This is a genomic window from Cellvibrio sp. (genome assembly GCF_039207905.1).
GTDB lineage: Bacteria > Pseudomonadota > Gammaproteobacteria > Pseudomonadales > Cellvibrionaceae > Cellvibrio.
Genome location: NZ_JBCECX010000047.1, coordinates 18,994 through 31,086 on the forward strand (window position 1 = coordinate 18,994; position 12,093 = coordinate 31,086).

9 protein-coding genes, 1 tRNA gene and 1 pseudogene are annotated in these 12,093 nt (G+C 46.7%); 8 read left to right on the forward strand and 3 right to left on the reverse strand.

The annotated features are described in order from the left end of the window. Positions 1-43: 43 nt before the first annotated feature. The 3 genes from AAGC78_RS19810 to AAGC78_RS19820 all read left to right on the forward strand — a co-directional run bounded on the left by AAGC78_RS19810 (position 44) and on the right by AAGC78_RS19820 (position 2,833). On the forward strand, positions 44-1,309 hold the full coding sequence (locus AAGC78_RS19810) for an MFS transporter (protein WP_435785838.1): 1,266 nt from the start codon (positions 44-46) through the stop codon (positions 1,307-1,309). A 241-nt stretch (positions 1,310-1,550) separates the two neighbouring features. Further along, positions 1,551-2,465, forward strand: a complete 915-nt coding sequence (locus AAGC78_RS19815) for a sigma-70 family RNA polymerase sigma factor (protein ID WP_435785839.1) — start codon at positions 1,551-1,553, stop codon at positions 2,463-2,465. Then, on the forward strand, positions 2,462-2,833 hold the full coding sequence (locus AAGC78_RS19820; RefSeq protein ID WP_435785840.1) for a DoxX family protein: 372 nt from the start codon (positions 2,462-2,464) through the stop codon (positions 2,831-2,833). The genes AAGC78_RS19815 and AAGC78_RS19820 overlap by 4 nt, the downstream gene beginning before the upstream one ends. A gap of 30 nt (positions 2,834-2,863) precedes the next feature. Here the strand turns inward: AAGC78_RS19820 and AAGC78_RS19825 are convergent, their stop codons facing one another. After that, the gene (locus AAGC78_RS19825; protein ID WP_435785841.1) at positions 2,864-3,238 is read right to left on the reverse strand and encodes a DUF2956 family protein; all 375 of its coding nucleotides are present in this window, start codon (positions 3,236-3,238) and stop codon (positions 2,864-2,866) included. A 595-nt stretch (positions 3,239-3,833) separates the two neighbouring features. Between AAGC78_RS19825 and AAGC78_RS19830 the strand changes: the two are divergent. Together AAGC78_RS19830 and AAGC78_RS19835 are read left to right on the forward strand one after the other, a co-directional pair. After that, positions 3,834-7,025, forward strand: a pseudogene (locus AAGC78_RS19830) (efflux RND transporter permease subunit). Continuing rightward, the gene (locus tag AAGC78_RS19835) at positions 7,018-8,169 is read left to right on the forward strand and encodes an efflux RND transporter periplasmic adaptor subunit (protein WP_435785842.1); all 1,152 of its coding nucleotides are present in this window, start codon (positions 7,018-7,020) and stop codon (positions 8,167-8,169) included. Before AAGC78_RS19830 ends, AAGC78_RS19835 begins: the two are co-directional and overlap by 8 nt. Before the next feature lie 67 nt (positions 8,170-8,236). On the opposite strand, the gene AAGC78_RS19840 is transcribed toward AAGC78_RS19835, so the two are convergent. Then, a complete protein-coding gene (locus AAGC78_RS19840; protein WP_435785843.1) occupies positions 8,237-8,710 on the reverse strand; it encodes an acyl-CoA thioesterase in 474 nt (157 codons plus the stop codon). 285 nt (positions 8,711-8,995) lie between these two features. Here AAGC78_RS19840 and AAGC78_RS19845 point away from each other — a divergent pair, with 285 nt between their 5' ends. Then, complete coding sequence (locus AAGC78_RS19845; RefSeq protein WP_435785844.1) at positions 8,996-9,226, forward strand: DUF2789 domain-containing protein; 231 nt, start codon at positions 8,996-8,998, stop codon at positions 9,224-9,226. 304 nt (positions 9,227-9,530) lie between these two features. Continuing rightward, entirely contained in the window at positions 9,531-10,853 is a 1,323-nt protein-coding gene (locus AAGC78_RS19850) for a methyl-accepting chemotaxis protein (RefSeq protein ID WP_435785845.1), read from the forward strand. 64 nt (positions 10,854-10,917) lie between these two features. On the opposite strand, the gene AAGC78_RS19855 is transcribed toward AAGC78_RS19850, so the two are convergent. Continuing rightward, the gene (locus AAGC78_RS19855) at positions 10,918-11,718 is read right to left on the reverse strand and encodes a hypothetical protein (RefSeq protein WP_435785846.1); all 801 of its coding nucleotides are present in this window, start codon (positions 11,716-11,718) and stop codon (positions 10,918-10,920) included. Between the two features lie 241 nt (positions 11,719-11,959). Here AAGC78_RS19855 and AAGC78_RS19860 point away from each other — a divergent pair. Further along, positions 11,960-12,035 (forward strand) — tRNA-Glu (locus AAGC78_RS19860). The last annotated feature ends 58 nt before the right edge of the window (positions 12,036-12,093 follow it).

The window sequence follows — 12,093 nt, forward strand, 5'->3', positions numbered from 1 at the left end:
ATCACCACCAAAGCCCAACAACAAAAATAACCCAGTGAACCCCATGCAAAAATCTAACTCACCCTTTCGCGTACTCTTTGCCAGCCTGATCGGCACGACTATCGAGTTTTTCGACTTTTACATTTATGCCACCGCCGCTGTGCTGGTGTTTCCCAAGTTATTTTTCCCGGAAGGGGATGCAACTACTGCGGCATTGCAATCGCTTGCAACCTTTGCGCTCGCGTTTTTTGCGCGGCCGATTGGGTCGGCGTTGTTTGGACACTATGGGGATCGTATCGGGCGCAAGGCGACCTTGGTGGCGGCGTTGATGACGATGGGTATATCCACCGTGTGTATTGGTTTATTGCCGACTTATGAATCCATCGGGATTGCGGCGACGCTGCTATTGTGTCTGTGCCGTGTCGGTCAGGGTATAGGTTTGGGTGGCGAGTGGGGTGGGGCGGTGTTGTTGGCGATTGAGAATGCACCGGAGAAAAAGCGTGCCTGGTATGGCATGTTTCCGCAGCTGGGTGCACCCATCGGTTTTTTCTTTTCTACCGGCGTTTTTTTGTTGCTAACGCATAATCTAAGCGAAGCGGATTTTTTTAGTTGGGGCTGGCGGATTCCGTTTGTGGCGAGTGCGTTGTTGGTGATTGTCGGCTTGTATGTGCGTTTGAGTTTGGAGGAAACACCTGCATTCAAAGAGGCGATTGAAACCGATAAGCGTGTGCGTGTTCCCATGCTTAATGTAATGACGCAGCACACACGTGTATTGATATTAGGCGCCTTTTTGGCGATAGCATCCTTTGCAGTATTTTATATTACGACTGTATTTTCGTTGGGCTGGGGAACCAGCAAGTTGGGCTACACCCGCGAAGACTTTTTGATTTTGCAGTTATATGCGGTGTTTGTGCTCATGTTTGCGATATGCTTTTCGGCGCTTATTGCTGATCGAATCGGTCGCCGTGCGATGATGATGATTTCTGGTATCGCGGTCGCCATCTTCGGATTAAGTTTTTCCTTCCTGTTAAGTTCTGGTTCCAGCATTGGGGTATTAATTGCGCTGTCGGTAGGATTTGCCGTTATGGGTTTAACTTACGGGCCGGTGGGCACAGCACTCGCCGAAATTTATCCAACAGAAGTACGCTACACCGGCGCATCGCTCAGTTTTAATCTGGCGGGAATTATTGGCGCGTCCTTAACACCGGCGATCGCGAATTGGCTGGGTACCAGTTATGGCTTGTCGTTTGTTGGTTACTACATTTCTGTAGCGGGTATGTTAACGCTGCTCGCCGCTTTTGCTTTGTCCAAAGACTTGGCTAAACGATAAACAGCACCGAGGAGCCAATAGACCAACATTGATGCATCAGAAAAGGCGACCAATAGGTCGCCTTTGTTTTATCCAGAATATTTTTTTTGAGATTTTCTCCTCTATATCTTGAGTGGTGGATCACCAATTTCCGGCATCCACAAAATATTTTTAAATTTCTTGTCACACTTTATGGGGCAGGTTCGTCATTGTTGTAACTTACCCAAAAACACAAGAATGACAGGCAAGGCTTGAGACTAGTATGGAAAAGAACGAGTGGTTGACAACACATTTTGAAGCGACGAGGAACCACTTGCAGGCGGTGGCCTACCGTATGTTGGGCTCGCGCAGTGAGGCGGAGGATGCGGTGCAGGAAGCATGGATCAGATTAAATCGGTCTGATTCGGAAAGCATTGATAATCTCGGTGGATGGCTCACAACTGTCGTATCCAGAGTTTGTCTCGATATGCTTCGCTCGCGCAAAGCCGCGCGCGAGGATTCGTTCGAGGAGATTTTGGTTGAGCTTCCCGAAGAGAGCGCAAACGATTGGGAGGAAAAGTTTTTAGTCGCTGATGCAATTGGGCCTGCATTGCTACTGGTGTTGGATAAGCTCACTGCCACCGAGCGAATTGCATTTGTGCTGCATGATTTATTCGATTTACCGTTTGATCAAATCGCCCCGATTATTGAACGTACGGAATCTGCAACACGACAACTTGCCAGTCGTGCACGTCGATGTGTTCGCGGTGCCACTATGCCAAGTAAGGATACAAATCGCCAACAGGAAGTTGTAGCTGCTTTTATGTTGGCATCGCGACAAGGTGATTTTGAGGCGCTGATCCAGTTGTTACATCCTGATGTTGTACTGCGTGCAGATGAAACTGCAATTAAAGTTTCTACTGCAAATAAAGATAGAGGTGCGCCGCAATTTAAACACGAGATCAATGGTGCCGAGGCTGTGGCCAATACATTGAAGGGCAGTGCACAAGGCGCTCAGCTCTCACTTGTTAATGGACTGGCTGGAGCCACTTGGGGTATGAAAGGAAAAACCGTCGTGACGTTTTGTTTTGTGGTTAACGATGGAAGGATCACCGCTATTGATATCGTTATGGAAAAAAACACCTTGAAAAATTTTGATATTCAAATCATCGACAATAATAGTGGAGTTAACCTATGAATATTTTTTTATGGATTTTGCAAGTCCTTCTCGCACTGCATACCATTATGGGCGCCGTATGGAAATTTTCTCATACTGCAGAGCAAACCATGCCTTCACTGAAAGCCATTCCGGCGAGCGCCTGGATTACTCTCGCCAGTTTCGAATTGTTATGTGCTCTGTGTTTAATAGTACCTGCATTCTATAAGCCCACGGTTGTACTGGTTCCACTTGCTGCTATTTGTATTGCAGTCATTATGCTGGTGTTTTGTACCTTCGAACTGTTGTCAGGCAATGCCAATATGGGATCTATCGGTTATTGGCTGGTGGTCGTAGTTCTATGTGGATTTATTGCATATGGCAGGTTTGCATTGCGGCCTTTTTCATAGGGGCGATTAGATTTCCTTAGGTTGCGTAGTTCAAAGTAATGTTTTGGCTAGCGCGATAACGACAAATAAACCCCACGACAGTGCGAGCAAGATCCAGGGTAGGCGGGATTGTGGTGGGGTATTTTGCGGTTCTTCTTTTTCATCCTCGGGTTTTTGTTGCGCTAATCGGGTCGAAAGCTGCTTTACCTTTTTAACGCGTTTATCCAAATCCCGTGTTTTCTCACTTTGCTGACGCAAAAAAATCTCCATTCCGCGCTGGATACCGTTGGCGATTGCTTTGGTCTCCACCGGTGTCTGACCTTCCGTTTTTATCGTGTTGGCGATCTTTAATGCTTCTGCGCGAATGTCCCGGGCATCTTTTTTCTGTTTGGTCTTGAGCGACGGGTTTGCGGTTGCTTGGGTCATAGCAGGGTTCCAAAATTTATTGTTTGAATATTAACAGATGCTGATGCAGGTTTAACTCGCGCTATGCCTATTTAAAGCTCAGGGAGATGTAGTAAACACGGCGCTGTCCGATTGTGTGCATTTTGGTGCATCAGGTGTTGCTGTGCAATCAGGAGATGCAAGTATTTTGTTGAAATGTGTGCATCAGTATGGGGAAGTGTTAAGCAATGCGAGAGCCTAAAAAGGCGTTCTGGTATTTCAGCTCGCTCGCAAATTATGAAATGTAAATACTAATGTTCGACAGAATTAAATCTGTTAGTAATGGCGCAGCTTAATTTTAGTTGGAGGGTACTTTTTTTTAAAAATTTTTTAACCCGAGCCTTAATAAAGGGCTTTTTTATTTCTTTGATGGGTATGGCATTTGCAATAAGGTTTTATTTTAAGGACTTCGTAAGTAGGATTTCCTTTTTTTTTGGGGGAGGCTTTTAACAGTAGTTACTTACGATGTGATTCTAGCGGATGGATACACTGACATACATTTTTATATTTTGATGGCTTAAGGCAGCAAAAATTTTTAGGAAAATGTTGCCTGGCGTTTTCATCTGTGGGTATTTCAATGCTTCAAATCGTTAAGCTCGCGCTCAAGCGGCCATATACCTGCGCGGTGTTGGCAATCTTTTTATTAATTATTGGAACACTTTCGGCACTGCGTATGCCGACAGATATTTTTCCAAACATCCGTATTCCTGTTGTCTCTGTGGCGTGGCAATACAATGGCATGCCTGCCGATCAAATGGCGGGGCGGATTACCACGACCTTTCAGCGCATTCTCACCACTACCGTAAATGATATCGAGCACATTGAAGCGACGTCTTACGCCGGTTACGGAATTGTGAAAATTTTCTTTCAGCCCGGTGTTGATGTTGCTATGGCAAACGCCCAGGTGACGGCGGTAGCACAAACCATGTTGCGGCAATTACCTGTTGGTACTACGCCACCCATTATCCTGAATTATGACGCGTCTACTGTGCCGATTCTGCAAATTGCGTTATCGGGGCAAGGCTTGTCGGAACAGGAGTTGGGTGATTTGGGTTTCAATACGCTACGCGTTCGGCTGGTTACTGTGCCCGGTGCATCGGTTCCCTGGCCTTACGGAGGTAAGAGCCGGCAGATTCAAATTGATTTAAACCCACAAGCGATTCAAGCGCGCGGGTTGTCATCAATTGATGTGGCTAATGCCTTGGCTGCACAAAATTTAATTACGCCGGTGGGCACGCAAAAAATTGGTGACCGTGAATACACCCTGCAATTAAATAACGCTGCTGTAACACTCGATGATCTTGCCAATCTGCCGATTAAAATCGTCGATGGAGCCGCAGTTTATATTCGCGATGTGGCTACTGTTCGCGATGGTAATCCGCCGCAAACCAATATTGTGCACGTGGATGGGACTAAATCGGTGTTGATGTCGGTGTTGAAAATCGGCACAACATCCACGCTCGATATCGTTGAGGGCGTCAAAGCAAAACTGATAGAACTAAAACCCGGTTTGCCGGAGAACTTGCAGACAGTTCCTATCAATGATCAGTCCGTTTTTGTGCGTGCTGCCATTAAAGGCGTTGCGGCGGAAGGTGTTATTGCTGCGGTGCTGACCAGCTTGATGATTTTGCTATTCCTCGGCAGTTGGCGTTCTACCACTATTATTGCTACCTCGATTCCATTATCTATTTTAGGTGCGATTGCCGCGCTCTACGCATTTGGCGAAACCCTGAATATTATGACGCTCGGTGGTTTGGCGCTGGCGGTAGGGATTCTCGTCGATGATGCGACTGTAACGATTGAAAACATTAACTGGCATCTTGAGCAGGGCAAAGAAGTTGAGAAATCCATTATGGATGGTGCCGCGCAAATCGTAACGCCGGCATTTGTTTCGCTATTGTGTATTTGTATTGTGTTTGTGCCGATGTTTTTCCTTGAAGGTGTACCGCGCTTTTTGTTTGTGCCTATGGCGGAAGCGGTAATTTTTGCAATGGTAACCTCGTTTATTTTATCGCGCACACTGGTGCCGGCGATGGCGAATTATTTGCTCAAGCCGCATTCCTCGCATTTGGATGAAGAGGGTAATGCAAAACCATCATCAAATGCGCTGGTGCGATTCCAACGCAGTTTTGAATCACGCTTCGAACACTTTCGTCATGGCTATCGCAATATTCTGGAAGCAGCGATTGTTCAGCGTAAAAGTTTTGTTATCGTCTTTATGGCGTTTGTGGTGTTGTCCTTTGCATTGATTCCCACTCTTGGGCGTAATTTTTTCCCTGCAGTGGATGGTGGTCAAATCCTGATGAAAGTGCGTTTACCAATTGGTACACGGCTTGAAGATTCTGCTATCAAGTTTGCCGAGATTCAGGAAACCGTTCGGCGCATTATTCCCAAAGATGAAATTGTGACAATGGTAGATAACATCGGCATGCCCAACAGCTCGATCAGTCTGACCTTTAGCAATACTGGTGTAATTGGTTCGCAAGATGGTGATATTCAAATTGCATTGGCGCCGCACCACAAGCCGACGGCGGATTATGTGAAACGGTTGCGTGAAGTGTTGCCCAAGGAATTTCCCGGTGCGACATTTAGTTTTCCGCCGTCCGATATTGTTAGCCAGATTTTGAATTTCGGTTCACCGGCACCTATTGATGTGCAGATTCGTGGCAATAATTTGAATGGTAATTTTGATTACGCTGCAGCTTTGCTGAAACGGATTCGTGAAGTTCCCGGCGTGGCTGATGCGCGTATTCAACAGACACGTCAATCGCCAGTGCTGAGAGTGGATGTTGATCGCACTCGCGCGCAAGAAATGGGCCTCACTATTCGCGATGTTACTAATAATATGGTGGTAAACCTGAGTGGTAGCAGCCAAGCGGCGCCAACCTTCTGGCTCAACCCAGCTAACAGTGTGTCTTACCCGATTGTGATGCAAACACCGCAGTATCTACTCGACTCATTGCCCGCGCTGGAAAATTTGCCAATTAATAGCACCACGAGCGATGGCAGCATGCAATTAGGTGGTCTCGCTACTATTGGGCGCGGTATGGCTCCAGGTGTTATCAGTCAATACGATATTCAAACCATGGTGCAAATTCACATGGCAACCCAGGATCGCGATTTGGGTGCAGTCGCTGCGGATATCCGGAAAATTCTGAAAGAAACTGAAGCGGATGTGCCGAAAGGTTCAACAGTTAATTTGCTCGGGCAAATATCCACTATGGAAAAATCTTTCAGCGGTTTGTTGTTTGGTTTGCTGGGGGCAATTGTGTTGATTTATTTATTGCTGGTTATTAATTTCCAATCATGGAGTGATCCGTTTGTCGTGATCAGCGCATTGCCGGCTGCGATTGCGGGAATTATCTGGATATTGTTTGTCACCTTTACGCCACTCTCGGTACCGGCATTAACCGGTGCGATTATGTGTATGGGAGTGGCCACTGCAAACAGCGTATTGGTAATCAGTTTTGCGCGTACAAAACTTGAAGAGCTACAGGATGCTACCGCTGCGGCAATCGAAGCAGGTTATATGCGTTTTCGTCCGGTATGAATGACCGCGCTGGCGATGATTATCGGTATGGCGCCTATGGCACTTGGGCTTGGTGAAGGCGGCGAACAAAATGCACCGCTAGGTCGTGCTGTGATCGGCGGATTGTTATTTGCGACAGTTACCACTTTGGTTTTTGTACCAGTGGTGTTCAGTATTATTCATGCCCGTTATCAGCATTCGGGCGAGAGAGACGTTATCAGTGGAGAAGTACATGCCTAAGTCATCAGAAACAAATCGCACTTTGCGCACCAGTGGCATTGTTGTTGGTGTTGTTGCCATCGCACTAGTTGCATTTGGTTTATCAGTGCGTGCATACAGCAGTAAAAATTTAGATGAGTGGACGGCGGAGCAAGCAATTACTACGGTTGCAATCGTCACGCCTGCGAAAAGTGATGCAAACCGTTTGTTGGAATTACCTGGTCGTTTTGAAGCTTTTGCTACTGCGCCTATTTATGCGCGCGTGCCAGGTTATTTAAAAAGCTGGCAGGTGGATATTGGTGCGACGGTAAATGCAGGGCAGGTGCTGGGTGAAATTGAAACGCCGGATCTCGATCAGCAATTGCTGCAAGCGCGCGCTGATATGGAAAGCGCGAAAGCCAATTTGGGATTGTCAGAATCTACGCTCAAGCGGATGCAATCCTTGTTGGCAAGCAAAGTCATCTCGGAACAGGAATATGAAAATCGTGCGAGTGACTTTGAAGCGAAACAAGCGCAGTACCAGTCGACCAAAGCAAACTTTGAACGTTTACAGGTCAACAAACGTTTTGCTCGCATCACTGCACCTTTTGATGGAATTGTGACTGAGCGTAATACGGATATAGGGGCGTTGATTAATATCGGCAGCAGCGCGAGCCCGCCGTTGTTTACTATTTCAGATGCGAGCAAATTGCGTTTATATGTGAATGTGCCACAAAGTTATTCATCGATTATCAAGAATGGCGATGAAGCAAACATTACTGTTCCCGAGCATCAAGGCAAAACTTTTAAAGCCACTGTTGCTGCATCATCGGGTGCGATTGATGTGGGAACCAGCACTGCGCGTTTGCAATTAACGCTGGATAATTCATCAGGTGAGCTATTGCCTGGTAGTTATGCCCGCGTAAGTTTTGCGGTGCAAAGCGCTGAAGAAGCCTTGAGTATTCCTGCAAGTGCATTAATTTTTAATGCAGCGGGTTTGCAAGTGGCAACCGTGGGAAAAGACAGTAAGGTGACGCTCAAGCCTATCAGTATCACGCGCGATTTGGGTAAGTCATTGGAGATCAATGGATTGTTGGCGCAAGACAAAGTGATCGACAATCCACCCGATGGCATTAGCAATGGCGAAGCTGTCAGCATCAAAGCCGCGAAAAAAGAGCAGGGCTAACATTCACTCATTGTGCATCCCGACTTGGTTCGGGCTGCACAATGAGTATTTAATAACGTGTTTCCAGCTAAATAAATATTTCCATCTCCTCGCCAATTTTTCTGCGCATCTCCATCAGCTTAATTGCTGTTCCATGTTGCTGTTTGTCTTCCTCTGTTTGCGGAATCCACTCCGGGACTTTTACCGGCTGGCCGGATTCGTCTACGGCAACCATGATGACAATACAGTGGGTGGTAAGGCGTCGATTGAGTGATTTTGGATCACAGGCATTTACTTCAATAGCGATATGCATGGAGGACTTGCCGGTGTAAATAATCTTTGCGGCAACTTCGACCAGATTGCCAACGTGGATAGGTGATACAAAACGAATCCCGCCTGCATAGGCCGTCACGCAATAGCGGCTGCTCCAGCCGGCTGAACAGGCGTAGGCTGCCAAGTCGATCCATTTCATTACGGCACCACCGTGAACCTTGCCGCCGAAGTTTACATCCTGTGGTTCTGCCAGAAAGCGAAGGGTAATATCTCGTTGGGGGTTACTCATGTTCAAGTCTCGCTTCAGGGCTGTCGATAATAAGAGTTTCATTTCAGAGGATAGAGTAAATCGGACGCTTATTCACCTTGTTCATTGGTGTGTTTAGCCGACGTGTCTGTATCTGCTATTAGTGAAAGCGCTTAGTAGAAAACGTCCAATAATGATTGTGAATAAAGGTTGCGCTCTGGAGGGCTCTCATATTGGTACAGGGAACTTATTCCTTTTCCATAGGCTCTACCTTATAAGGGCTCAATAAAGAGTGAGCCTATATCAAATAGATACGGAGGAATTGCCATGCAAATCACCACTATTGAGTTACCGGAATTATTTACCCAGTTGGGTTTGGCAAATAGTAATTTAGCGATTGCACGTTTTGTTAAAACTCATTCGTTACCGGAAAATGTGACCTTGCCAGAAGCTGAATTCTGGACAGATGGGCAGCGGCAATTTTTGCGCGAGAGTTGGCATCAGGATTCAGACTGGTGTGTTGCCGTGGATAAGTTGGACGCACTCTTACGTCACTAAATATTCAGTGTAATAAGGTAGATATACGGCACCGGAAATTCATATGGATTTCCGGTGTTCCCTTGACCCGTAACTCCCTCCTATTTATTCCTTTCTGCACAGCTTAAATCCCTTCAATTTGTAGGCTTATTCATCAGGCTGTAACAAGTGGTTGTTAAGCCATTCGTTGATATTTGGAAATCATCCGTTGCGTAGCAATTCCATGGTGTTTTAAGCGGCTAAAGTGGCAAATGTCAGGATTTGATTTAAAGTAAATTCTATCTTGGCCGAAGACTTCGTAGACGCTTAAAACAGGATATTAGCAATGGTTATTTTCAATAAAGGGTTAAAGCAAGAGCTGGATGGTGCACGTGACGAATTGTCTTCGCTGCAGCAAGTCCGGGAAAGCTTGGAAAGTGAAATGCTTGCCCTTTATCTTGACCCGAAAGGGGTAGTTGAATCTGTAAACGCCAACTTCGAAAAGGAGCTGGGGTATCGCCGGGACGAAATCGTCGGCCGTTATTTAACGGATATGGTCCCTGCGCACGCTAAAAGTTCCGAGCATTTTGTACGCATGAGTACGGCCATCAAGCAGGGCGAGCATTGGGCCGGTGCCGTGCAAATTTTTCGTGGATCGAAAAAAGAAGCTTGGTTGCGCGTAATTATCCAGCCGGTTAGGGATAGCAGGGGGCGTATTAAATATATCTCCGTTTACGGTAGTGATTTAACCTGCACCATTGAAACCTCGCGCGAGCATGAAAATATTATCTCTGCGCTGCAACGTTCTACAGCGGTGATTGAGTTTGATCTGGCCGGTATTGTACTTACGGCCAATGATCGTTTCCTTAAGTCAATGGGATACAGCATTGAGCAAATCCAAAACAAACATCACCGCATGTTCTGCGAACCAGAGGAGTACAACTCGTCGGCTTACCAAGCTTTTTGGGAGAAGCTAAAACGCGGTGAATTTATTGCTGATCGGTTTAAGCGTATTGATAGTCGCGGTCGTGTCGTGTGGCTGGAAGCATCGTACAATCCGATAATCGATGCTTACGGCAACCTTTATAAGGTGGTGAAGTTTGCAACCATCATCACTGATCAGGTGAATCATGAGTTGGCTGTTGCTGAGGCGGCAGAGATTGCCTTTAAAGCGTCGCAGACAACAGATTCCAGTGCACAAAAGGGCAGTAATGTTGTTCAACAAACCGTTAATGTTATGCGTGATCTTGCTCATCAAATGGATTTGGCGGCAGAGGGGATATCGGCGCTTGATAAGCAATCGCAAATTATCGGTACCATCATCAAAAGCATCAGTAGCATTGCGGACCAAACCAACTTGCTTGCGCTAAACGCGGCGATTGAAGCAGCTCGCGCGGGCGACCAAGGGCGCGGCTTTTCTGTCGTTGCTGACGAGGTGCGTCAATTGGCCTTGCGCACCAGCCAAGCGACAAAAGAAATTGTCGACGTGGTATCGCAAAACCAGAAGCTTGCTGAGCAAGCTGTGTCTACTATCGATGGTGGAAAACAGCAGGCCCAGAAGGGCTTGGAGCTGGCGGGTGATGCGGGTGACGTGATTGTAGAAATTCAGGAGAGTGCACAACGGGTGGTTAATGCGGTAGGGCAGTTTACTAATCGTTTGGGTAATTAACGCTGTAAGGCTCCATCAATCGATAGTTAATCGGCAGTTGCTTCAGGTGTGAAATGCCTGTCGATTAATCATAAATTTGTTTCTTCTTCCACTTGTCATTTTCTTCATTGAACTGTTTCCATTCTTTACTGCTACCACCTTCAGCGGAAGATTTGTTTTGTGTTGCGGCGGCATCTTTATTCTCTGCACCCTCTGGCATCGCATCGGCCTTTTCTTGCAATTTAGCAATGACAGTATCCAGCTGGGTGATTTGTTTATCAAACCCATGCCCATTGTTTTCGGCAGCGAGGGCTTTTCGTGCAAGGGTGTAGTAGTGCACTGCCAGCTTTATTTTTCCTACTTGTTGCGATTGACGCGCATTGAAGATATGTCCATCGACAGACATTTGCAGCACGAGTCTTTTGATTTGATCTGTGTAGGCGTCGGTTTGGACCTGATTAATCACCTTGGACGCTGATTGTTGCAGCACAAATTTGTGCAGCTCTTGCAGCAGTTGGCCAGCCTCTTTTATTTGCTTTGGGTTATCCAGGCGAACCTTAGGTTGCTGGCTACCTTCCTTATGAGTTGATAATAGATTTGTGTAGAGGTTTGATTGCTCGGCGTGGGTTGGATCTTTTGGTTCGAGGATGGATAGCTGCTCACAGCAATCAACCAATGCGCGATAGAGGAGGGCAGTTAAATCGTGAGATAAAAAGCCTGTTGGAAAACCGGTGGCAAGATCGCGAAACGCATTTCGCCGAGCGCGCAGCGCAGTAATCACCCGCTGACGTTGGTTGCGGCGCTTTTCAATGGAGTGCGATAGAAATAAATAGCCTGCCAGCAAGATCAATAATAGAAATACTATGGCGATAACATAGGCGGACATGATGGTTTAAAAGCCTTATCGGTTAAATGCTGGGCAGATTGATGCATCAAGTATAGCACCGAAAAAAATGGCGTCAGAATTTGTGTATTGCTTGCAGAAGAAAAGCGCTAAGTGCTTGTTTCCACTCCGATAAAAAAAGAATTAAAAGTGTTGACACAAACGGCACCTGTCCCTAGAATGCGCCCCACTTCTGACGCAGACATCAACTTGAAAAAGTGGATGAAAACGTGAGATGGTCCGGGTCCCCTTCGTCTAGTGGCCTAGGACACCGCCCTTTCACGGCGGTAACAGGGGTTCGAGTCCCCTAGGGGACGCCAAAAAGCGGGAATAGCTCAGTTGGTAGAGCATAACCTTGCCAAGGTTAGGGTCGCGAGT

What these genes read in the sequence shown, in the direction of transcription:
- AAGC78_RS19835 (WP_435785842.1), top strand. Translation starts at nt 7,018, where the DNA reads ATGCCTAAGTCATCAGAAACAAATCGCACTTTGCGCACCAGTGGCATT.
- AAGC78_RS19820 (WP_435785840.1), top strand. Translation starts at nt 2,462, where the DNA reads ATGAATATTTTTTTATGGATTTTGCAAGTCCTTCTCGCACTGCATACC.
- AAGC78_RS19815 (WP_435785839.1), top strand. Translation starts at nt 1,551, where the DNA reads ATGGAAAAGAACGAGTGGTTGACAACACATTTTGAAGCGACGAGGAAC.
- AAGC78_RS19845 (WP_435785844.1), top strand. Translation starts at nt 8,996, where the DNA reads ATGCAAATCACCACTATTGAGTTACCGGAATTATTTACCCAGTTGGGT.
- AAGC78_RS19840 (WP_435785843.1), bottom strand. Translation starts at nt 8,710, where the DNA reads ATGAGTAACCCCCAACGAGATATTACCCTTCGCTTTCTGGCAGAACCA.
- AAGC78_RS19810 (WP_435785838.1), top strand. Translation starts at nt 44, where the DNA reads ATGCAAAAATCTAACTCACCCTTTCGCGTACTCTTTGCCAGCCTGATC.
- AAGC78_RS19855 (WP_435785846.1), bottom strand. Translation starts at nt 11,718, where the DNA reads ATGTCCGCCTATGTTATCGCCATAGTATTTCTATTATTGATCTTGCTG.
- AAGC78_RS19850 (WP_435785845.1), top strand. Translation starts at nt 9,531, where the DNA reads ATGGTTATTTTCAATAAAGGGTTAAAGCAAGAGCTGGATGGTGCACGT.
- AAGC78_RS19825 (WP_435785841.1), bottom strand. Translation starts at nt 3,238, where the DNA reads ATGACCCAAGCAACCGCAAACCCGTCGCTCAAGACCAAACAGAAAAAA.